The organism is Mesorhizobium sp. WSM4312 (assembly GCF_002294875.1).
GTDB lineage: Bacteria > Pseudomonadota > Alphaproteobacteria > Rhizobiales > Rhizobiaceae > Mesorhizobium.
Genome location: NZ_NSFU01000041.1, coordinates 1 through 20,129 on the forward strand (window position 1 = coordinate 1; position 20,129 = coordinate 20,129).

Sequence of the window (20,129 nt, forward strand, 5' to 3'; positions counted from 1 at the left end):
CGTTCTGTGCGTCTTCGACCTGCAGTTCGACGCCGCTCATGCCCTTGGCCTGCGCGATCATGCCGTTGCGCAGCACGGTGAGGAAGTTGTCGTCGAACTTGGCCATCGATACGCCGATCTTGGCGGCCATGGCCGATGAACTTATCAGCGCCGCGAAGGCGACGCCCAAAAGCAGTTTCTTCATTGTATCTCTCCTCCACTTTTGGTGTCCGGTTGCACCGATCTATCCGGAATCCCCGATCTCCCCGGGGAATCTCTCCGCCTCTCGTTCCGGCCTTGAAGCCACCATCCCGATATTCGATGGCAAAAGAAAAGGATCGCCCGGCGCTGAAGCTAGCGGTGCTCCTTAAATCGTTCCGCAACGATAATTGCAGATAATGCATATTCTGCAACGATCTGTGAGTCAATTCGCTTTCAATTTTCTCAACGAAGAGACCCGATCTGCAAAATTCATTGCAAGGGCAGACCATCGTCCTGCTCTGCGATTGAACTTATGCAGCCACCGCATACAGGTAACGAGGGCTATTGCCCGGTGACTATCGGGATACGCGGGTCAATGCCGTTGTTCTGCAAGCGCGCCGCCAGCGCCACGGTTAGCGCCTGAGCGAGGCACATCGGGGCGGCGAGCGATCTTGAAAACGTGTATTCGTGCTCCGGGACAGCAAAAAGCACGCGAGCGCCCTTGGTCAGCGGCGACAGGGTGCTGTCCGAAATCGCCACGATGGGAATGCCCCTGCTGGCAACCTCTTCCACAACATTCACGACCTCGTTTGCATAGAAGCGAAACGATACCGCGAAAAGCACATCCTGCGGGCGGATCGCACGAGCCATGTGCGTAGCCAGCCCGCCGCCAGGGTCCAGCAACGTGCATCGCTTACCCAGCATCGTCAATATGTAGCGCAGGAGTTCCACCACTGGCGCCGAGCGCAATTGCCCGATCAGATAGATGACGTCGGCTTTCTCCAGAAGGTTGACCGCTTCGGCCAAGTCCTCCGGCGGGATAGCTGTCAGCATCTCCTGTAGCGAGGCGATGTCACGGACCACCAGATCGTGCATCAAAGCGAATTCGCTGCGGTCGGTTCGCGCCCCCAGTTCCGTCTCCAGCGCCTTGATGCGCGCCTCAAAGCCGGGCGCCGCGGTGGACAATCGCTTCTGGAACAGGGTTTGCAGATCCTTGAAGCCCTCATAACCTAGTGCTTGGCCAAAGCGCACGAAGCTCGACGCGTGAACGCCGCTGCTTTCAGCGATCGCGTTCACGGAACGCACCGCGACATCATTCGGGTTCTGCGTGAGATACAACGCTATCTTCTGGTATGACTTGCTCATCTGCTCATACCGATCGTGGATCAAGCGGATGAGTTCCTCGTAGTCCTTTGGCGCTTTGACTTTCTCTTCCACGACCGACATCCTTGCAATTTTCGTTGCATGATGGCTTGTTTGCGCTTGGATTACCAGCGGTGAAGCTCCGCCTCGAAAACCGGTGAGTCAAGTCTACGCTACCTTCTTCTGCAATGACGCTTGCAAAAAAATAAATTCTGCAATAAGAATTGAATTAGTCATTCGGCATGAGTTGCCGCAATGCCCGGAGGAATCAAATGTCAGTGGTCCGTCTGACCATGGCGCAAGCCCTGGTCCGCTATCTTTGCAATCAGTTCACGATCGTCGACGGGGAGCGAGTTCCGCTCTTTCCGGGCGTCTTCGCCATCTTCGGGCACGGCAACGTCACCTGCCTATCGGAAGCGCTGGAAGCGGTCCAGGATCGGTTGCCGACGTGGCGCGGGCAAAATGAGCAGTCGATGGCTCTCGCGGCCATCGGTTTCGCCAAAGCCAAGCGCCGCCGCCAGATCATGGTGGCCGCGACGTCGATCGGCCCCGGTGCCCTGAACATGGTCACCGCCGCCGGTGTGGCCCATTCGAATCGTCTGCCAGTGCTGATGCTCGCTGGCGATACTTTCATCAATCGCCGCCCCGACCCAGTCATGCAGCAGGTCGAACACTTCGGCAATCCAACCATTAATGTCAACGATGCCTTCAAGGCGGTGACCCGTTATTGGGACCGCATCGTCCATCCTGAAGGCATAATCTCCTCCCTGCCCCAAGCCGTTGCTACCATGCTGGATCCGGCCGATTGCGGTCCGGCATTCATCGCACTGCCGCAGGACGTCCAGGAGATGGCTTGGGACTACCCGGAGGAATTCTTCGCGGAGACGGTGCACGCGATCCCACGACCGCGGCCCGATACCAATCGGCTGGCTGAAGGGGTCAAGCTGCTGAAGGCAGCCAAGCGACCGCTGATCATTTCTGGCGGCGGCACCCGTTACTCCGGCGCCGAGCAGGTGTTGGCCGACCTGGCCCTCATCCACGGCATTCCGTTGTGTGAGACGATCGCCGGCAAGAGTACCGTCAGCCACAATCATCCTGCTTATGTCGGCCCGATCGGCATCGTCGGCTCAACCTCGGCTAACGCGCTTGCTGCTTCGGCGGACGTGATCATTGCCGTCGGTACGCGGCTGATGGACTTCACCACCGGCTCTTGGAGCGCTTTCGCCACAGACGCCAAATTCATTTCCATCAACGCTGCCCGCTGGGACGCGACCAAGCATCGTGCCTTGGCCGTGGTAGGCGATGCTCTCGCCACGCTCAACGAATTGGGGCAGGCACTCGCTGAGTGGCAAGCACCACGCGAATGGACCGAGAAGGGCCGAGTAGAATTCGCCAAGTGGAACAAGGCGCTGGACGGGTATCAGCAGCCGACCAACCAGCCCGTTCCCAGCTACGCCCAGGTCATCGGCATAGTGAATGAACGGGCTGGCGAGCGAGACCTAGTCATCACGGCCGCGGGCGGGCTGCCGGGCGAGGTCATGAAGAACTGGCGCGTCAAGTCGCCCAATACCTTCGACTGCGAATTTGGCTTCTCTTGCATGGGTTACGAGATCGCCGCCGGCTGGGGCGCCGCTCTGGCCGATCCCACGCGAACTCCGATCGTGATGATCGGTGACGGCACCTACATGATGATGAACTCGGACATTTATTCCACGGTCCTGTCCGGCCATAAGATGGTGGTGATCGTCTGCGACAATGGCGGCTACGCCGTTATCAATCGTCTCCAGAATGCAAAGGGCGCGGCGTCCTTCAACAACCTAATCAAGGATTGCCGCGTCAAGGAGCCGTTCAGCGTCGATTTTGTGAAGCACGCCGAATCGATGGGCGCGCTCACTCGGCGCGTCGACAGCCTCGCGGACCTTGCGCAAGCCGTCGATTGGGCCCTCGGAACGGACCGGACGACGGTCATTACGCTGGTGTCCGATGGTTTCACCTGGACGCCCGGCGATGCCTGGTGGGACGTGGGTGTGCCCGAGGTAAGCGCCAGGCCGCAGGTGCAGGAAGCGCATGCGGAACAGGCTCAAGCTCGCAAGAAGCAGCGCGTAGGTGTCTGACTTCATCACAAATGTCATGTTGGCGTTTGTCGAGTTGAGCGACGTCGCGAAGATGTACGATCGAAGGTCTCGCCGGTCGAGACGAATATCGTTATTTTCAAAATCTCACGAAGTTCCACTGCCTCACAACTGATCGTACGTGGAGACTAATTCCAGGTAGACACTGGCGGTAGTTTCTCCCGCCGACGGAGCGGTGCCTACTGATACAATTTCGTTTCGAACTGAGAGCGTTGAGCGCCCTTTTTTGCCAAACCGACTCCCACAAGTCGGGCACCTTATAGAAGTGGTCCAGCACGCAGGTAAGTTGGCCGGCGCCAGATCGGGAAGGTTGCCTGGATAGGCGCCGGCCAAGCGGGAAATCAGGCCCGCCGCAATAGCGTTCTAACCAAGTCTTTACGCAACGTCATGCCGGCATCGCGGAACAAACCGAGGTCATGGACTGAATCCCATTCGCTGTGCCAATTTCGTCACTTTTGGTACCCTGACCTTTGAACAGCGCACAGCCTCTCGCGATCCGAACGACCCGGCGCCTGCAAAGCGTTCATTGCTTTTCGGCGCCGTTGTCATACTCTCGAAATATGAGGGATCTTCCTAAGAACGTTGACGTCGACGCCGTGATCTTGATCGGGCAATACCTCGACGATCACAGCAAGACCACTCCAGTGTCTATTTCAGACGCGATCAGGGTCATTCGAAAGCGGGCCGTAACGCATCTGTCCGATTTCGATTTAGAGGAATTGATCGTTGAATGCGCGGGGGTGCGGCAATTGGGCGTCCTGTTGGACACTCATGACGACTGACTCGTCTCGGCTACAGCGGCGCGCGCGATCCCAGCCTGCGAGCTGCCGTCGTCGCAATGAAGGGTGACGCGCGAAAGGGTCTGTGAAATCGTTACCGACCGACATGGACGAGCGTCGTCGGGCGCGTACCTTCATCGCCACAAGGGTTCCGCGAAGGCGATAGAAATTCCAGACCTCGCTGCATGATGACTCCCGGCGATCGGCGTGCCTACTGGCAGCACACCTTGCGAACATAAGTGTTACCGAAGGTTGCGTAAGCGTCGTCTGGGATCGCGCCCCTCGCCTTCATCTCGCTGACCAAGGTCTTTGCCATAGGCTCGTCGAATGTATTGTCGAGGGTGATCGCGAACCACCCGTTGGCGGCCTAACCGCCATTCTCGGAGTCGTGACCATCCGCCTTCATGAGGAAACCATTAAGGCCCTCCTGATCGATCGCGTCGAAAAATCGGGATCCCCTCCCAGTGTCCGATCAAAGCTGGTCGACCAGATTAAAGCGTTGCCGGCCGAGGCGACGAAAGTGCTAACGATCGAGGCCATAAAGGCCGGTCTGGCAAATGTCCCGGACTTCGTAAGTTGGCTCCATGGGGCGCTTGCCGGTAATTGATACGCGTCGAGTTTCTTCCGGAGAACGGCAGCGGCGCTGGCGTGAGGCTGCGGAAGGGATAGCTTGCGAAGGCGTAACGATTGCGCGAGGCTGTCCGTTGGGGAAAGTGAGGGAAACAATGCCGGCAAAGTACAGCGTCACCACCACTAAACTCAATGGCGACGGCGTTCATGGCGCGTGGCTATTTATAGGATCGCCGATAGTGCAGATGGCTGCTTGGCTTTGGTACGATCACGAACCAATTTTTTGGACATTGGCTCTGATCGCATTGACCGGGATCACGTTTCTGTGCGGCTTCGTCTTGCTGTTGATTGGAAGAGATTACTATACTCTCGTCGACGAAAATCCCCCGGTTAGATCCTAATGTCTGGTGATGTGGCGCTGCCTTCTTTGGAGAAAGGTAGGGGCTCGGGGATGAAGGCCGTTCTGACTTTAGCGACGTTCGTCGCAAGTTGCACAGCCGCCCTCGCTTACGACGATCCCGCGGTGGCCGTCTGTGAGTACAGTTGGGCTCGGGGCGCCGATCTATCCGCAGGCGGTTATACTAGGACAGACGCGAAGATGGCCGGCGACACGGTCACCCTCACCTATGACTACTCGGTGCTGAATACGTCACCAAAGCCCTTCGTTCAGACCTGCCGATTCGAAGCCGACATTGACGGCGGGCTTCTGCTCGCCACTGATCGCTCGCCTGAACTGCAAGCCTGCTATGATCTGGCCGAACAGAAAAACCCGATCATCGAGAAATACGGGCCAAATTCCAAGGAGGTGCGAGATCTCTCGGGCCAGTTGACGGAATGCCGACCATTGCTTCAAGCCGAATCTGACAAGCAGAACGATATCCTCACGAACGTGGCCTTCCCGCTCCTCTCGATGGGTTTATATCCCATCAACCCAAAGGACACTGCACTTATAGCGACGATAGATCGGGCGAAGTTCCAGAAAGAATGCGACGGCAAACGCGCAGGCTTGGCGGAGTTGGCGGGTAGACAAGAGGTCGATGATTCTTTGCGATTTGAGGTCGAACACTGCTCCCGTGCAGGCTTCTGAGTCCGCCAACGCGCGTTCCCTTCCCCGCTCTCCAACACCGCCGAAGCGCCGATCGACTCCTGGTGCCTGTCGCTGGCCCGCTGTAGGTCCCGCGGCACGCTTGGTGCTATGCTTGCCGAAAGCATCGGAGCAACAATGGCCTACACTGTCATTTGGTATGGAAGACAGGGCATTGTCGACAAGGAGACCTTTGACGCTGAGAAGATGGCGAAGGATCACGCGATCTCCATGTTCCCGACCCGAAAGGGTGACGATGGAGTCGTCTCAGTCGAGGTTCGCAAGGATAACCGCGCTGTCGTGTTCAGCCATGCGGAGAACTAGGACATGTGCGTGGGTACCGTCACCTTCGCGCCGGGCCGCGCCGTATCAGAGGGGAGCAAGGGGCCCGGTCGTGTTCCACCTGATGAACTCGACTTCCTTCCCGGTCACTTCCCGGACGGTCTTCAACGGCGCTTCGTGCAAGCACCGCGTGGGGCGGTAATGCTCGCAGTGCGGCGATATAAACGGCTTCACGATGCTTTTATGCAGCGCTTCCGCTGCCACCAGGAAGCACTCGATTTCAGCCTGCGATAACTGCTTGGATGGTTTTGGACCTGGCCATTGGCGATCTCCGTTTCGTTGAAGGGTCGCCGCAACAAAGAGGATTATATTCCTCGTCTCGACAGGGTTGGCAACCTATTCGGGCAGGCCGGCATCGTAATGCACAATCGCGTTCCGCGCGTGCTCATGCAGCGAGAATGCGGCGAACCGTCCGAAGCGCATCGGCTAGCGGCAGCGCTCCTCGCACGGTCGAGAGCGTTTCGAGTCCGTTCGCGTTTGAAGCGGGCCAGCAATTCGACCGCCGCGGCATTCAGCGCCTCCATCTCGTCGACGAGCCGGTTCATCTCGGTGCGATATTCGGCGACTGCCGCGGCAGTTTCTGCCATGGCGCACTTGCTGAATTCCTCGCGACGGCGAGTGCGCTCCTCAAATGACTTTCGGCTGTCGCCCCGCTCGAAGGCTTCCAGTTCGACCGTCAGTTGCTGAAGGTGCGCCCTGTTTGCAACTCCACCCGCATTCCCGGCATCCTGTATCTCGGCGCGCAGCTCGGCCCGCCGGGTGCGGGCACGCTCGACGTCCGATTCGGCAAGCCTCAACGTGTTCGGCTTGGCAGGCAGTTTCAGGCTTTCGCGGATGCGATCAGCCTTTGCCTCCGGGGTCTCATTCGTCATCGGGAACACTCTTGCGAGCCTTGGGTTGGGCCTCGGTTGCGTTGTCGTTGTCCCTTTCTACCGCTGCTTGCTCCATTTCCCGCGTTACCGGCAACGCTGCAGCAAAGGCCTCGGTAATCAGCGTGAGAATTGCCCTGCGGAGCCATACGCGGTCGGCCTTCCCACCGGCAGGATCGTGCCGCTCTATCAGCCACTTTTGGATATCCACGCTGACAGGAACGCTGACGACCACAGTATCGGCCTTTTCGCGTTTGCGGTAACGGCGGTTGAGAGCTTTGCGCGTCGGCCCGGCAGCCATCATCATGATCGGACCGACCACGGCACCGCGAGCGCGCATCTCGGCGAGCATCTGCTCGAATTCGGCAAAGGTATCGCTGGTCATTGCCGGTCTCATCGCTTTCGCTCCGGTCCGCCACGACCGCGCAGCGCTAAGTCTCCCATGTAGGCTCTCATCTCGGCGTGCTTTGCTGTGGCGCGCGCGACAGGCTGCCACAGGAACAAATGCCGGGCGCGCTTGTTGATTCCGTGAAGGAACCTCAGCCCGCAAGGAAACGGGACGATGGTAGAACTTGTAGTTCTGGAAATGGCAGCCGCTAGGAACGTGCGCAGCGAGCCGAGCGCACCTTGAAGCAGGCCACGGCTATGCTCGATGAAAACCACGGCCTGGCAGTCGGCCTTGCACTGTGCTGCCGCATTCGAGCCGGCCAGGCGAGAGCGAAGGCAGCTAAGCGGCGGCTGCTGAAGATCGCGCCGACTGCGCATTGAGGTGGTACCATGACGATGATGTTCGCGCCGCTTGATTTCGACCACCGCGAAGAGTGCTCCGATCTGTACCGGGCGGCGCGGCTGGAAATGCTGCACGATCGTCTGGCGAACCGTCTTGACCGTGTTGAAAGCGCCGCCGATGAGGTCGTGAAGGCGGCCGCCGTTCTGGTCGACGTCACGCACAGCAACGCGACCGAGGCATTCGAAGACGCCATTCGCAGCAATTCGTCGGCGGCTTTCCTGCACCTGGATGCCGGCCAGACCTTGGGCATGTGAAGCGAGCCGAGCCGTCATTCCACGTCGTCGCGCCCTTCCGGCCAGCGGCGCCACCATTCCCGCTCCAGCACCGTCGCCACAAGGTTCACCAGCCGCCGAGCGCGTGGCGTCATGGGCGGCCTGATGTTCAGCGAGCCGGCGATCGTCGGGCATCCGCTCGACGGCTTCGGCCAGGCAGGCCCTCTGGCGCGCTCGCGCGGCGCGGAGTCCATGACGACAAAGTACCATATCGATGAAATGCAGGGCGACGAAGTTGTAGCCCTGCACATTGCCCACGGCGCAACAGCTTTGGAGGCCGTTCAGTAGCTGTAGTAGTGCCTACGGTAGTGATGCCTGTAATGGTAGTGATGCCTGTGGTGGTGATGCCTGTGGTTGTAGTACCTGTGGTTGTAGTACCTGTGATTGTAGTACCTGTGATAATACACAGGGCGGTAATACCCACCGCCGTAATAGGGGTCGGCATAATACCCACCACCGTAGTACCCGCCGCCGTAGTAGCCGCCGTAGTAGCTTCCGATCAATGCTCCGGCGATAAGTCCTGGAAAGAAGTCGTCATAGCCGCCGTATCCGGGCCGATAGTAGCCGTGGCCATAATAACCCCTATATCGCCCATAATTGCCGCCTCCCCAGTGGCGCCATCTGACGCCATCCCGAATTTGGATGACGTCGGGCTCAGGGCGGCCGCCATGCCGGACAGGAACTTCATGATCAAGTCCTCGCTGAAGGGGCACAATTTCTGGCTACCAACAAAACGTCGTCGATGCGGAAATGGTTCCCAGACTAATGGGCCTGCCCTTCGTCAACTCTGCAAAAGATGCTCACCCCCTCCCGCACGGGCTTAGGAGGAAAAAGGCCGGCTCCCTCGCGGGAGGTTGCGTGATGGCGCTGGCCAGACGGTCCTTTTCATTTGCTGAAATTCTGCTGACCGGCGGCCAAGCTCCGCGCCGCATCTTCTATTGCTGCCCAATCATTGCCTAGCTGGTCAATAAGGTCTTGCGCCTGGTCGCCGGTTATGCCGGTGCGCATCGCCAGCGCCTCGACAGTCATGGCATCTGTGCTGCCTCCCTGTCCGCGCCGCGGCTTCCTGGCCTTGGCAGGTAGCACTGTCGCTCCGACGGCGCTCGGGTCTGTGGCAGGCAAGCCAGTCTGCAGTTGCTCCTCTCGGTCAACTTCGGCTTCGGCTTGATGCCACTGACGTTCGTCAACGCCATGAGCGCCGCCCTCACGCTCCCAAATTTCGTATGCCCGTTGCTGAATTCGTTGGTGCCGATCGTCGCCCATGGTGATTCTCCTTCACGGGATTTCCACCAACGCGGTGAGTGCCGAAACGATCCAGCACTTGGTGATTTGAGATGGATGAGGTGTGACGGCGAATTAGGGTACGAGGCCCGACATCGGCGTTGAGGGACAACAGATGCTCCGCCGTCACGAAGACCTGTCGGACTAGGGAAGGTTCCGAGGTTGCTAAACCACTTAGCCCGCCTCGCGCAGGCTTTTCCATGTCGCGATCCATGTTGCTATTCGCAGCCAGGCTGAGGGAGAGCAGCGGGCCAACCACGGAGTGCTGGGATCAACAGCATAGGTCAACGAGCACCCGACGAGTTGTTTGCAGCGCATGTAGGCTGCGCTATCCGCTTCAATGCTCGCGGGGAAGAAAACTACCTCTGGACTCCTGAGACGTAGTTGCCCCATTATTTGCGCGGGGGAAATCAAATGAAAAAACTGCAAGTTCTTGCGAGCGCCGCGCTTATCCTGGCCAGCTGCTCAACGAGTCCTGTTGTATCCGATACCGATCTCACGGCAATGAATACCGTGGCATTGTGCCATGTTTTGGCCTCCAGCACTGACGAGCAATATCGAACCAGAGTAGCAGCCCTGCTAGTGCGCCGCGGCGCGACCGTGGACAAGTGCATGCGGCTCGTACAGGCTGACAATGCTGTAGCGACAGGGATTGCGGTGGCTGCTGTGGGCGGCGCGGCTGTAGCTGTTGCCGCCAACAATGGCGGGGGTGGCGGATATTACCGGCCGCCTCCCACGGCGTATGGCGTGGCCTGGGACCAATTCTACGGACAGAACTATGCGCTAGTGTGGCGATGCCGAGACAGAGCTACGGGGCGGTTCGTTGACGACTACTACTGCGCCGGTCTACCAATGGTCGACAGCGCCTGGCCGGGTTGGTCAGCATGAACAGAACCCGCTCCTACAAGTGGCCTCTCAATCGCCGAGATGCGGCAAGCGAGGTCGAAATTTGCGCTGCCCGCCCCTCAGGCGATTCTATTTGCGAACAGCCGGTCTTGCGAAATTTTGCGCCGAAATTTCTCTGTCGCGCTCAAACGAGTTCAAGCGGTCTTCTCTCCATTTTTCCAACCGCTTATCATTTTCCTGAAGCAATTTGCGGTTGGCTTGCTCGATCGCATCCTGGGATTTTCTCTCGGGGTTCATTCCAGCCATTTTCGCCTCCTAGCTCCGTGCTGGAGGATAACACATATCTAGGGAGATGGTTCATTGAGTGCGGCTATTAGGCGAATTAAATTTCCCGAGATCTTTATCGGGTTTGTTGCGCCTATGGGCGCAGAAATGACACAATCGCTGCAGGATTTTCGGGTCCATTTTGAACGTCGCGGCTATCACGTCGTCGACCTCAAAGTTACCGACGTATTTTCGGTTTTTCAGAAATATGTAAAACCCAGCAAACCACTGAAGAAAACACCGCTTTATGCGCGTTATGAAACGCACATCGCATACGGTGACCAATTGCGAGAACGCTTCGGCGATAATGCTTTTTTGGCCTCGGCTACGGTGATGCGCATCATCAAGAAACGGCTGCGTCTTCCAAAAAGGGAAGGTATCGAGGAGTTCAGCAAAGTCGTCTATCTCCTGCAACAGTTCAAGCGGAAGGAAGAGATTGATCTCCTGAGATCGGTTTACGGCGATCTATTTTACCAAGTTTCGATCTATTCCCGCAGGGGAGCACGCGTAGACTATCTGTCGCGGCGCTTTGCGAGCGACGATAACACGTCGGGACCTAACCGGTTTCGTGACAAGGCTGAGGCTCTGACCCAAGCGGATGAACACGAACTTGGGCATCCTCACGGCCAGCGGGTGTCCAAAATTTTTCACGATGCAGATTTCATAATTAATACCGACGCAGAGCAATCCGTGCACAAGCAGATTGATCGCTTTTGTGAACTCCTTTTCGGGTCGAATGCCCTTTCTCCAACTCGCATGGAATACGGCATGTTCCTAGCAAAGGCGGCAGCACTGCGAACCCTCGATTTATCGCGCCAAGTCGGGGCCGCCGTTTTTTCGCCAACCGGTGAAATTCTAGCTCTCGGTTCGAATGAGGTTCCTAAGGCCACAGGAGGGACCTATTGGCATGATGAGGACCACGATGACCGAGAGTATGTTCGACAGCATGATTCAAATGATCAGCGAAAAAGAGAAATTCTATCCGAGCTCATCAAAATCATTGATCCCGAGCGTAGCATCAACGATTTGCTCGAAAATTCCAAAGTGCTCGATTCTCAGTTTATGGACGCTTTGGAATATGGTCGCATAGTTCATGCCGAAATGTCCGCGATCACGGATGCTGCAAGGCTAGGCCATGCCCTCAGAGAGGGCGTGTTATATTGCACGACATTTCCGTGTCACATGTGCGCCAAACACATAGTGGCAGCAGGTATTTCCAAAGTGATATTTTTAGAGCCTTACCCCAAAAGCCTGGCGTCAGATCTACATTCCGATTCACTGCAGGTCGAAAGCAGTGACCGCGGCCGTTACCAAGGGTATCCGGCGGTGCAGTTTCATCACTTTTACGGCGTATCGCCTCGGCGATATCGTGAGCTTTTTGAGAGAAACAAGCGGAAGCGAGCAGATGGACAATTCGAGGCTTACAAAGACGGAATCGCGTCACCTGTCTGTGATATAAAATTCCCATTCTATACCCAGCTCGAAAATTTCGTCGCAGACGCCATGCTACAAACATTCAAGGCTGTGACCGACAAATCAGCGTTGTTGGAAGAGGCGTCCGACACCTAGTGCCTAATGCGAATGATTGTATGTCCTTGTCGAGCCACCTCCCCCGATCAGATGTCTGGCGCCAGCCGCCTGATCGTGTCGGCAACGCAGGGCGGCGCCAGATGAGCATAGTGCTTTTCAGCCATCCTGGTACCTGCGTCCGTGGAAGGCTCTGCTCGGGCAAGCCACACTGTCGGACGTGACGAGATCCGCCACACCTACGCCAGTACAATGGTTCGCAACAGCGGTCCCCGGTGCCCAGGCCGTACCGTCATCATGCCGAAGCAGTATCGCTTTGCCCTAGCGCTTCAGCCACAACGATTAGCGGCGCAGCGGTTCGCCCCCAGGACAGTCACGGATGAGGCGTTCAACAGATCGGCGCCACCTGGCGGCAACGCGATATGCCGGGGCTTGCCGCTCTTGCTCTCGGCGACGAAAACAGAATTGTTCACCGCGTGGTAGTCCGAAACTCGCAAGCGAGCGAGCTCGCCGAAGCGAGCGCCGGTGACCAGCGCAGTCGACATTGCGCTGCTTCCGAGTTTCTACTGACAAGTTTCGCCGGACGGCAGCTATCTGCCCCCTATCCATCGCTGCAAACAGCCCGATCGAGCCTTTGAAGTTCTAGAGCTTCAGGTCGACTGTCGGCGCGTAGCTGGCTACGCTGCGATATTTGAGGTATCCGCGTCGCCCGCCGACCGACCCAAAAGAGTTACATTCGCCAGCTTTTCAGCCGTTCATACCTGCCCGCGTAAAGCATCTTTCCCTATTTGAGCCCAGCGAACTCGAGCGCGTTCGGCGTGCTCGCTTTGGAGCTTCTCCGCGATCCAAAGCAGCGCGCCGTAGATGGTAGCGCGATCATCGGAGGTCAGGTCGACGATGCCCGCCTTTACGACGAGGCCGCCGAGTTCGATCAGATGTCGGGTGCGCTTGCGGCGCTCGACCTGCCAGGCGCGCATGTCATTGCGGGCCAGTGCCGCTTGCCGGCGATTGTGAGCTGCCCGGTTGTGCTGGAGCGCTGCCCTGGTTGCGCTGAGGTGCCGGAGCAGTTCGCCGGGGCCTGCTCTCGAAAAACATCACCCCACGCTTGGCCCATGCCTCACGCTTTGAGGTGTCTTTCGTTTCTGAGATTGCGACCAGTGCACCAACCAGTTCCTCGATGCTGAGTTGATCGGCGCCGGTGGCGATCACCAACTCGCCAAGTTGCTGCACCTTTCGCGTTTTGAGTTCTCGCGCTTTGTCTTCCAGTGTCTTCAGTTCGGCGTCAAAGTCACGTGGTTTGCGCATCGCTGTCTCCATCTGACGTCAATGCGGCGATGATAGTTGAGCGCCCCCTGGAAGGCTTCAGTGTTGCCGAGACACCCCGGGACGGGCTGGTCCATCCCGAGAATTTTTCGAGGGAGGGCGCGCTTATACGTCGTGCCGACGTGCGCTTTGACGTGCAAATGATCCTGTCGCGATGGCGATCTATCATCTTCACGTCAAGGTCATTGGCCGCAAGGCAGGCTCGAGCGCTGTGGCGTCGGCCGCCTATCGCTCGGCTTCGCGGCTGCGCGACGAGCGGATCGAACGCAGCCACGACTTCTCCGCCAAGCGCGGTGTCGTTCATTCCGAGGTGATGCTGCCGGACGATGCACCGGAGGCTTGGCGCGACCGCGAGAGGCTGTGGAACGATGTCGAGGCGTTCGAGGTGCGCAAGGATGCCCAGCTTGCCCGCGAGGTCGAGTTCGCCCTTCCGCGCGAACTAAGCCAGGCTCAAGGCATCGAACTGGCGCGCGACTTTGTACAAGCCGAGTTTGTCAGCCAAGGCATGGTCGCTGATCTCAATGTGCATTGGGACAGGGCAGAAGATGGCAGTCCCAAACCGCATGCCCATGTCATGCTCACCATGCGGTCCGTGGACGGGAACGGCTTTGGCCCAAAGGTGCGCGACTGGAACCAGACCGAGCTGGTCGAGCGCTGGCGCGAGCGATGGGCGGAGCTTGCCAATGAGCGCCTGGCCGAACTCGACTTCGACGCCCGCATCGATCATCGCAGTTTGGAAGCGCAGGGCATTGCGTTGGAGCCGCAAACCCAGATTGGCGCACCGGCGCAACGCATTGAGGGCAGTGGCCTTGACGCTGGCGACATTGAAGCAGATCGCGCGGAGATGCACCGCGAGATCGCGCGCAACAATGGCGCGCGGATTATCGCGGATCCATCCGTGGCGCTGGATGCCATCACGCATCAGCAATCGACCTTCACCCGAAAGGACATTGCGAAGTTCGCGCATCGGCATAGCGACGGAATGGAGCAGTTCAATCAGGTCACGGCAGCCATCGCCAACTCGCCGGATCTGGTCGAACTTGGCAAGGACGGACGCGGCGAAGATCGCTTCACCACGCGGCAGATGATCGAGACCGAACAGCGCCTGCATCGCGCGGCTGAACGCATGGCCGGCGAGGAACGTCATGCGGTGACTGACGCACAGCGCGAGGCAGCATTGGCACAAGCAACGCGACGCGGTCTTGTCCTGTCAGGCGAGCAGACCAATGCACTGGATCACAGCACGGATAGACGCGGTCTTGGTGTCGTTATCGGTTTTGCTGGAACCGGTAAGAGCGCCATGCTTGGTGTTGCGCGCCAGGCGTGGGCAGCCGCGGGCTACGAGGTTCGAGGCGCGGCACTCTCCGGCATTGCCGCTGAGAATCTCGAAGGCGGATCAGGCATCCCGTCACGCACCATCGCCAGCATGGAACATAACTGGGGACAGGGCCGCGATCTGCTTACCGCGCGTGATGTCCTGGTGGTCGATGAGGCGGGCATGGTCGGTACGCGCCAGTTAGAGCGCGTGCTTTCCCATGCGGCGGACGCTGGCGCGAAGGTCGTGCTGGTCGGTGATCCGCAGCAGTTGCAGGCGATCGAAGCCGGCGCTGGATTCCGTTCCATCCACGAGCGATACGGCGGCGTCGAAATCGGCCAAGTGCGCAGGCAGCGAGAGGACTGGCAGCGGGACGCCACGCGCGATCTGGCAACCGGCAGGATCGGCGCTGCGATCAGCGCCTATGACGACAAAGGCATGGTGCATCAGGCTGCAACGCGCGACGAAGCGCGAGGTGAACTCGTCGAGCGCTGGGATCGCGACAGGCACACGCAGCCACAGGCAAGCCGGATCATTCTCACCCACACAAACGACGAGGTGCGCGCGCTGAACCAGGTAGCGCGTGAGCGCATGCGCGCTGCCGGCGATCTCGGCGACGATGTTCAGGTCGCTGTCGAACGAGGTGCAAGAAACTTCGCAGCCGGCGACCGTGTCATGTTCCTGCGTAACGAGCGCGGGCTTGGCGTCAAGAACGGCACGCTTGGTGTGATTGAAGAGGTCAGTACACGGAGCATGGCCGTGCGCACCGACGACGGTAGGTCGGTGCGCTTCGACCTCAAAGACTATGCCCATATCGATCACGGCTATGCCGCCACCATTCACAAGGCGCAGGGCATGACCGTTGACCGGACCCATGTGCTCGCCACACCGGGCATGGATGCGCACGGCAGCTACGTCGCCCTGTCACGGCATCGCGACGGGATGGGCCTGCATTACGGCGACGACGACTTCAGTACGCGGGAGCGGCTGGTCCGCACGCTGTCCCGGGACCGCGCCAAGGACATGGCGTCGGATTACGAGCGGATCGACCCGGCGCAAGACTTTGCCGAGCGGCGCGGCATCACGTTACGCGAGCGCGTGGCCGAGATCGTGCGCCGGATCGTTCCGGAGAAGCTGCGCGACAGGATCGGCGGGTTGCTGGACAGGGTACGCTCGCCCGGCGACGCCGAGCCCAGCCAAGAAGGTGAGCGCAGGCCGGGAAGAGAAAATGTTGGCGCGCAAATCGCAGATGCCGGCCCCACGCCTCAAAGAAATGCTTCCATCAATGGAGTGCAGCGCGAAACGGATGCAGCGGTGGACGCGGAAGCGGCGTTGCGCAGCGCTCGCACCAAGGCGCTTGTGCGTCACGCGCGTGCGCTCGACGCGATCCTGCGCCCGGGAAATGCCGACGGCCAGGGCAGTCCCGGGCAGATGCGCGAATTGAGGGATGCCCGCAGCGCTTTCGAGAAGGTTCGGCCGGATGGCTGGCGCGATGCCGAAGCGGCCTATGTGAAACATCCCGAGCTTGTTCGTGAAGCGGCGGCCGGCCGGGTCAACCGCATCGTGCTGGCTCTCCAGCTTGAAACCGAAATCCGCACCGGACTGGAAGCCGATCCGATCCGCCGCGCCGACCGTTTCGTGGAACGTTGGCAAAAGCTCGACCGGACGGGCCAGCGCCAATACCAGGCCGGCGACATGTCCGGCTACAAGTCAACCCGCTCGGCCATGTCCGATATGGCCAAAAGCCTCGAACGCGATCCTCAACTGGAATCCCTCCTTGCCAATCGCAAACGCGATCTTGGCATTCATACCGATTCCGGCCGTAGCGTCGCTTCGGAACTCGCATTCAGCCACGGCATCGGCAGAGGCCGTGGCATTGGAATCTGAATACGTCCGATTCGCCGCCATTTCCACGCCGGGGCAAGACGACCCGGGAAACCCTCTTGCGCGCCCGTAAGTGTCTGTCGTCTCTGGATCAGGAGCAATCAGAACCAGCCAGCGAGAGGCAGTGCGACCATGCCTGAACCAGACCGGATCATCCGCCTGAAAACCGTCCTGTCCCGGACCGGTCTTTCCCGGTCTACGATCTATCGCAAGATCGCCGAAGGCACCTTCCCGCGCCAGATCCAAATCAGTGTCCACGGTGCAGGCTGGCATGAATCCGACATCAGTCGCTGGATCACCAATCCCGTCTCGTGGCGTCCGCAGGACCAGGGCGACAAGTTGTGATGAGGGTGATGCACCCCTGCGCGGAAAGCTGGCCTTCATCGAGACGCAGCGGTCACAGGGGCAGGGTTACTGCCATGTCCGTCAGAAGCGCCGCCGAGGCGAGCGAAAACGGCAAACCAGAACGGTGGTCGGCCTCGCGCCCATCAAGATGGCTTGCTCAAGCAGGGCGACTTTGGAGCGAAGCGGCCGTGACGGGCTGCCTCCGATCCGGTTTCCTTCGAAGCAGACTGCTTCCTCACCGCCTATAACATCCGTCGGCTAACGATTTCCCCGTCGGTTCGGCGATGATCGCCGCATCGATATTTATGGTGGCGGGCGAGGTCATCCAGCACTGAGCGGATATGCGGCCAGGGAAAATCGGCGGGATGTTCCCAATGCTCACCGTCATGCAGGATAACGAGCAACTTAGCTAAAATGCCCTCCATGGAGGTAGCCGCTGTCTGCGGTAGATTATCCAGAAGTACTCGTTCGGCTGTTTCGGATTGCCGTATCAGTTCGTCGGCTCTCGAATAGCCGATCTCAGCATCGGCGGCATCCCAACGCGCCTGGTGTGTCGTGAAGTCGGCAACCGCCCTGCTCCATTCGGCTTCAATTTCGGGAGAGTAGGCATCGTTCAGACCTTCCATGGAATGGAGCGTTAATTCCGTACCATCGGCAAGCCGTACCTTGGCGCAGGGAAAGCCGATCGTCCTGACGAGGTGTGTCTCCAACCTCTGCTGTTCGCGGCACAACGCCAGTGTCTTGTCATGGAAATCCTGCCAGTTCCCACACAAAACAAGCGCCGGATCGGCGGCGCCACTGCCGTCCCTCAGTTCGGCGGCCCCCGACTTTACTTGGACCGGCCATGCTAACGCGGCCGTGGCCGTGCCCGCCAGCAAGCGCCGCCGGGTGACGAAAGACAAACTCATGCTATCGTCGGAATCATCCATGATCCGAGCTCCATACGGCTTGGGTTGTGGTCAGGCCGCGTCGAGTGTTCGCTCACTCGATGCGGCCGCTTTCTAAAAACGAAAGGATTGTCTGTTTTTAGAAAGCCACCGTCAAGGTTTTCCGAAAAGGCTTGCGATTTTCGGAAGTTATCACCAGTTTGCGGCATGGATTCTTCTCAATGTCGCGCCGCACGAGCACTGTTGAAGTGGACGCAAGAGGATCTTGCCGCCCGCTCCGGCGCGAGTGCTGTTACCATTCGCAATTTTGAAAACGACCGTTCTGTTCCTCAAACTGGAACGCGATACCTCCTTCAAAAAACGCTTGAGAATGCCGGCATCGAGTTCATACCTGAAAATGGCGGTGGTGTCGGTGTGCGCTTGTCAAGGCGTTCCGAAAGCACGTAGCTCGGTGACGTCGCGTCCTTTGACCAACGCACAGCGCGTTCATTCGCCGACAATCATTTCGACGCGGCGGCAGTTAGGTGTCAACCGCGAGGGCTTCGACGATCGCCCTCTTTGCTCGTCCGAGTACTTGAATTCGGGGGCGTGTTTGAGCGAATCCTTGCTGTCACGTAGCGTCCATCGAGCCGAACGGAATGACCTCCGCGCCAACTCTGACAATTCCGGCCAGTCGATCGGCCCAAAGGTCGAGTGCTTCTCGCTTTTCTCTCATGTAATCGTAGCGCGCATAAACGCGGCTGGTGATGCTGGCCTTCGTCGCGCTTACGTGATTCAAAACGTGGCCAATAATGAAGGGCGAGATGCCGAGTTCTTCCATGTGCGTTGCCGCCGACCTGCGAAGGTCGTGTGACGTCCAAGGCTCAACGCCTAAGATCGTCGCTGTTCCGCGCTTGATGACCTCTTCACGCTTGATCGCCTTGGCGATCGCGGCGCCGGTCACAGGCGCACGGGCTCCAGGTCCAGGCAAGACGAACGCCGTCATCGCCCTGCCCTTACGTTCGGCAAGCGCCTTCACGTCGGCAAGTTGGTCGCGAATGATCTTGACGGCCATTGGCGATAGAGGGACCGCATGCTCGCGCTTGTTCTTTGAACGCGTCGGCGGAATGGTCCACAGGGCGGCGTCAAGGTCGAGCTCGTCGACCGTTATTCCGCAGACCTCGCCTACGCGCTGCGCGGTGACAAGACACAGGCGAATGACGCGCCGCGTCGACTCCCGCATATCCGCGTCTGCCAAGGCTCCCCACATGGTTCTGATCTCGTCGACAGATAGCACGCGATCGCGTTCAACTGTCTCGGTGGGTTTGCGCATACCCTCGACGAGATTCTGATCAAGATCGCCCCGGCCTCTAGCCCATCGGATCATGGCGCGAACGTCTTCGAAGAGTCTGTTCGCCTCGACGGGGGCGCCGCGATCCTTCACGGCGTCGATCGCCTTCGTGATATCGCGGCGATGCAACTCGGAAAGCTTGACCTCCCCGATGCAACCCGCCGAACAATCCTCTAACTTCTTACCGTCGGCGTCCCGGCCAGAAACATTCTTGCGAAGGCGGCGAGCGATCTCGTCGCCCGAGCGCTTCGTCGAGGCGTGACGCTTGACGTAGTTCTCGACTAGGTCGGCAACAGCCTGGGAGACCGTCAGCGACTTCTTGTCGGCGACCGGATCGCCTCCATCTCCCACCTTCGCACGCGCATCCCGGGCGCGCTGACGGGCTCCCCTGTCACCACCGAGCGGTATTTCCGGATAGGAGCCGAGTTTCAGCCATTGGCGCTTGGCCGGCGGCCCATAGACTAGATACCAGGACTTCGTCCCACCTGCCGACACACGCAAGACGAGCCCTTTTACCAACGTGTCGAAGTAGTCGACCTTTCGGCCAGAAGTCGCCTTCGCAGACTGGCAGAATTTGTCCGTAAGCTCGTTCTGCGGCATCCGTCCCTCGACCAACCGGTTCGCGTGATCTACACAATGATCTACAGGAATCCACGCGCTTTGTCGAGATGCGATGCGACGACGCGAGATGCGGAAGAGAGAAAAAAGCCTTTCATTACATGAGCTTCTGATGTTTCAGGCTGTCGCAAGACGGTCCAGAGAAAGTCAGCGGAAAACCTCTGTTAACCGGTTGGTCGCTGGTTCGAATCCGGCCCGGGGAGCCAAACATTTCCAAGCACTTGGCTATGATGTCTGCGTGAGCGCGAAATTGCGCTTTTGCCTTTGGGGCTATGTCTGGGGCAATAA

General features: G+C 59.0%; 21 protein-coding genes and 1 pseudogene. 9 read left to right on the forward strand and 13 right to left on the reverse strand.

Translation table 11 applies throughout. The features are described from left to right. Positions 1-184: pseudogene (locus tag CK228_RS34075) on the reverse strand (rhizopine-binding protein); the annotation flags it as partial. A 338-nt stretch (positions 185-522) separates the two neighbouring features. Next, positions 523-1,398 carry a MurR/RpiR family transcriptional regulator gene (locus CK228_RS34080; protein ID WP_245438182.1) on the reverse strand — a complete coding sequence of 292 codons (876 nt, stop codon included), beginning with the start codon at positions 1,396-1,398 and terminating at the stop codon, positions 523-525. A 197-nt stretch (positions 1,399-1,595) separates the two neighbouring features. Here CK228_RS34080 and iolD point away from each other — a divergent pair, with 197 nt between their 5' ends. From iolD to CK228_RS34110, 3 genes are all read left to right on the forward strand, one after another. Then, positions 1,596-3,437 carry a 3D-(3,5/4)-trihydroxycyclohexane-1,2-dione acylhydrolase (decyclizing) gene (iolD, locus tag CK228_RS34085; protein WP_095790613.1) on the forward strand — a complete coding sequence of 614 codons (1,842 nt, stop codon included), beginning with the start codon at positions 1,596-1,598 and terminating at the stop codon, positions 3,435-3,437. A 1,965-nt stretch (positions 3,438-5,402) separates the two neighbouring features. Then, positions 5,403-5,891 (forward strand): hypothetical protein, encoded by a 489-nt coding sequence (locus CK228_RS34105; RefSeq protein ID WP_143750654.1) that lies wholly within the window; start codon positions 5,403-5,405, stop codon positions 5,889-5,891. Positions 5,892-6,026: 135 nt separating this feature from the next. Further along, positions 6,027-6,212: a hypothetical protein gene (locus tag CK228_RS34110; protein WP_143750655.1), complete on the forward strand. Its 186-nt coding sequence runs from the start codon at positions 6,027-6,029 to the stop codon at positions 6,210-6,212. Positions 6,213-6,257: 45 nt separating this feature from the next. On the opposite strand, the gene CK228_RS36215 is transcribed toward CK228_RS34110, so the two are convergent. From CK228_RS36215 to CK228_RS34125, 3 genes are read right to left on the reverse strand one after another with little or no spacing between them, the layout of a single operon-like run. Further along, positions 6,258-6,536, reverse strand: a complete 279-nt coding sequence (locus CK228_RS36215) for a hypothetical protein (RefSeq protein ID WP_095790619.1) — start codon at positions 6,534-6,536, stop codon at positions 6,258-6,260. Further along, on the reverse strand, positions 6,536-7,102 hold the full coding sequence (locus tag CK228_RS34120; protein WP_095790620.1) for a hypothetical protein: 567 nt from the start codon (positions 7,100-7,102) through the stop codon (positions 6,536-6,538). The genes CK228_RS36215 and CK228_RS34120 overlap by 1 nt, the downstream gene beginning before the upstream one ends. Further along, on the reverse strand, positions 7,092-7,484 hold the full coding sequence (locus CK228_RS34125; RefSeq protein ID WP_095790621.1) for a hypothetical protein: 393 nt from the start codon (positions 7,482-7,484) through the stop codon (positions 7,092-7,094). Before CK228_RS34125 ends, CK228_RS34120 begins: the two co-directional genes overlap by 11 nt. Before the next feature lie 392 nt (positions 7,485-7,876). Here CK228_RS34125 and CK228_RS34135 point away from each other — a divergent pair, with 392 nt between their 5' ends. Beyond that, complete coding sequence (locus CK228_RS34135; RefSeq protein WP_095790622.1) at positions 7,877-8,143, forward strand: hypothetical protein; 267 nt, start codon at positions 7,877-7,879, stop codon at positions 8,141-8,143. Between the two features lie 111 nt (positions 8,144-8,254). Then, positions 8,255-8,449, forward strand: a complete 195-nt coding sequence (locus tag CK228_RS35565) for a hypothetical protein (protein ID WP_179296130.1) — start codon at positions 8,255-8,257, stop codon at positions 8,447-8,449. Between the two features lie 211 nt (positions 8,450-8,660). Here CK228_RS35565 and CK228_RS34145 read toward each other — a convergent pair whose 3' ends face one another. The 3 genes from CK228_RS34145 to CK228_RS35570 all read right to left on the reverse strand — a co-directional run bounded on the left by CK228_RS34145 (position 8,661) and on the right by CK228_RS35570 (position 10,594). Continuing rightward, on the reverse strand, positions 8,661-8,849 hold the full coding sequence (locus CK228_RS34145; RefSeq protein ID WP_143750657.1) for a hypothetical protein: 189 nt from the start codon (positions 8,847-8,849) through the stop codon (positions 8,661-8,663). A 197-nt stretch (positions 8,850-9,046) separates the two neighbouring features. Continuing rightward, the gene (locus CK228_RS34150; protein WP_095790625.1) at positions 9,047-9,424 is read right to left on the reverse strand and encodes a DUF2934 domain-containing protein; all 378 of its coding nucleotides are present in this window, start codon (positions 9,422-9,424) and stop codon (positions 9,047-9,049) included. A 993-nt stretch (positions 9,425-10,417) separates the two neighbouring features. Continuing rightward, positions 10,418-10,594, reverse strand: coding sequence for a hypothetical protein (locus CK228_RS35570; RefSeq protein WP_179296131.1), 177 nt, complete (start codon positions 10,592-10,594; stop codon positions 10,418-10,420). A gap of 54 nt (positions 10,595-10,648) precedes the next feature. On the opposite strand from CK228_RS35570, the gene CK228_RS34155 reads away from it, so the two are divergent. After that, a complete protein-coding gene (locus CK228_RS34155) occupies positions 10,649-12,181 on the forward strand; it encodes an anti-phage dCTP deaminase (protein ID WP_245438183.1) in 1,533 nt (510 codons plus the stop codon). A 287-nt stretch (positions 12,182-12,468) separates the two neighbouring features. On the opposite strand, the gene CK228_RS34160 is transcribed toward CK228_RS34155, so the two are convergent. The 3 genes from CK228_RS34160 to CK228_RS34170 form a co-directional block, all read right to left on the reverse strand. Then, positions 12,469-12,684 (reverse strand): tyrosine-type recombinase/integrase, encoded by a 216-nt coding sequence (locus CK228_RS34160; RefSeq protein ID WP_095790627.1) that lies wholly within the window; start codon positions 12,682-12,684, stop codon positions 12,469-12,471. A gap of 210 nt (positions 12,685-12,894) precedes the next feature. Then, positions 12,895-13,116, reverse strand: a complete 222-nt coding sequence (locus CK228_RS34165; protein ID WP_095790628.1) for a conjugal transfer protein TraD — start codon at positions 13,114-13,116, stop codon at positions 12,895-12,897. 1 nt (position 13,117) lies between these two features. Beyond that, on the reverse strand, positions 13,118-13,444 hold the full coding sequence (locus CK228_RS34170) for a conjugal transfer protein TraD (RefSeq protein ID WP_095790633.1): 327 nt from the start codon (positions 13,442-13,444) through the stop codon (positions 13,118-13,120). 172 nt (positions 13,445-13,616) lie between these two features. Between CK228_RS34170 and traA the strand changes: the two genes are divergently transcribed. Next, positions 13,617-16,664, forward strand: a complete 3,048-nt coding sequence (gene traA, locus CK228_RS34175; RefSeq protein ID WP_095790629.1) for a Ti-type conjugative transfer relaxase TraA — start codon at positions 13,617-13,619, stop codon at positions 16,662-16,664. A gap of 129 nt (positions 16,665-16,793) precedes the next feature. Beyond that, entirely contained in the window at positions 16,794-17,006 is a 213-nt protein-coding gene (locus CK228_RS34180; protein ID WP_095790630.1) for an AlpA family phage regulatory protein, read from the forward strand. A gap of 242 nt (positions 17,007-17,248) precedes the next feature. On the opposite strand, the gene CK228_RS34185 is transcribed toward CK228_RS34180, so the two are convergent. Continuing rightward, the gene (locus CK228_RS34185) at positions 17,249-17,935 is read right to left on the reverse strand and encodes a hypothetical protein (RefSeq protein WP_095790631.1); all 687 of its coding nucleotides are present in this window, start codon (positions 17,933-17,935) and stop codon (positions 17,249-17,251) included. A gap of 165 nt (positions 17,936-18,100) precedes the next feature. Here CK228_RS34185 and CK228_RS34190 point away from each other — a divergent pair, with 165 nt between their 5' ends. Further along, positions 18,101-18,340 carry a helix-turn-helix transcriptional regulator gene (locus tag CK228_RS34190; RefSeq protein ID WP_032925549.1) on the forward strand — a complete coding sequence of 80 codons (240 nt, stop codon included), beginning with the start codon at positions 18,101-18,103 and terminating at the stop codon, positions 18,338-18,340. Positions 18,341-18,503: 163 nt separating this feature from the next. On the opposite strand, the gene CK228_RS34195 is transcribed toward CK228_RS34190, so the two are convergent. Continuing rightward, positions 18,504-19,823, reverse strand: a complete 1,320-nt coding sequence (locus CK228_RS34195; protein WP_143750658.1) for a site-specific integrase — start codon at positions 19,821-19,823, stop codon at positions 18,504-18,506. Positions 19,824-20,129: the final 306 nt, after the last annotated feature.

Coding starts and splice junctions, on each gene's coding strand:
- iolD (WP_095790613.1), top strand. CDS start 1,596: ATGTCAGTGGTCCGTCTGACCATGGCGCAAGCCCTGGTCCGCTATCTT.
- CK228_RS34105 (WP_143750654.1), top strand. CDS start 5,403: ATGGCCGGCGACACGGTCACCCTCACCTATGACTACTCGGTGCTGAAT.
- CK228_RS34110 (WP_143750655.1), top strand. CDS start 6,027: ATGGCCTACACTGTCATTTGGTATGGAAGACAGGGCATTGTCGACAAG.
- CK228_RS34120 (WP_095790620.1), bottom strand. CDS start 7,102: ATGACGAATGAGACCCCGGAGGCAAAGGCTGATCGCATCCGCGAAAGC.
- CK228_RS34125 (WP_095790621.1), bottom strand. CDS start 7,484: ATGACCAGCGATACCTTTGCCGAATTCGAGCAGATGCTCGCCGAGATG.
- CK228_RS34135 (WP_095790622.1), top strand. CDS start 7,877: ATGACGATGATGTTCGCGCCGCTTGATTTCGACCACCGCGAAGAGTGC.
- CK228_RS35565 (WP_179296130.1), top strand. CDS start 8,255: ATGGGCGGCCTGATGTTCAGCGAGCCGGCGATCGTCGGGCATCCGCTC.
- CK228_RS34145 (WP_143750657.1), bottom strand. CDS start 8,849: ATGAAGTTCCTGTCCGGCATGGCGGCCGCCCTGAGCCCGACGTCATCC.
- CK228_RS34150 (WP_095790625.1), bottom strand. CDS start 9,424: ATGGGCGACGATCGGCACCAACGAATTCAGCAACGGGCATACGAAATT.
- CK228_RS35570 (WP_179296131.1), bottom strand. CDS start 10,594: ATGGCTGGAATGAACCCCGAGAGAAAATCCCAGGATGCGATCGAGCAA.
- CK228_RS34160 (WP_095790627.1), bottom strand. CDS start 12,684: ATGTCGACTGCGCTGGTCACCGGCGCTCGCTTCGGCGAGCTCGCTCGC.
- CK228_RS34165 (WP_095790628.1), bottom strand. CDS start 13,116: ATGCGCGCCTGGCAGGTCGAGCGCCGCAAGCGCACCCGACATCTGATC.
- CK228_RS34170 (WP_095790633.1), bottom strand. CDS start 13,444: ATGCGCAAACCACGTGACTTTGACGCCGAACTGAAGACACTGGAAGAC.
- traA (WP_095790629.1), top strand. CDS start 13,617: ATGGCGATCTATCATCTTCACGTCAAGGTCATTGGCCGCAAGGCAGGC.
- CK228_RS34180 (WP_095790630.1), top strand. CDS start 16,794: ATGCCTGAACCAGACCGGATCATCCGCCTGAAAACCGTCCTGTCCCGG.
- CK228_RS34185 (WP_095790631.1), bottom strand. CDS start 17,935: ATGGATGATTCCGACGATAGCATGAGTTTGTCTTTCGTCACCCGGCGG.
- CK228_RS34190 (WP_032925549.1), top strand. CDS start 18,101: ATGGATTCTTCTCAATGTCGCGCCGCACGAGCACTGTTGAAGTGGACG.
- CK228_RS34195 (WP_143750658.1), bottom strand. CDS start 19,823: ATGCCGCAGAACGAGCTTACGGACAAATTCTGCCAGTCTGCGAAGGCG.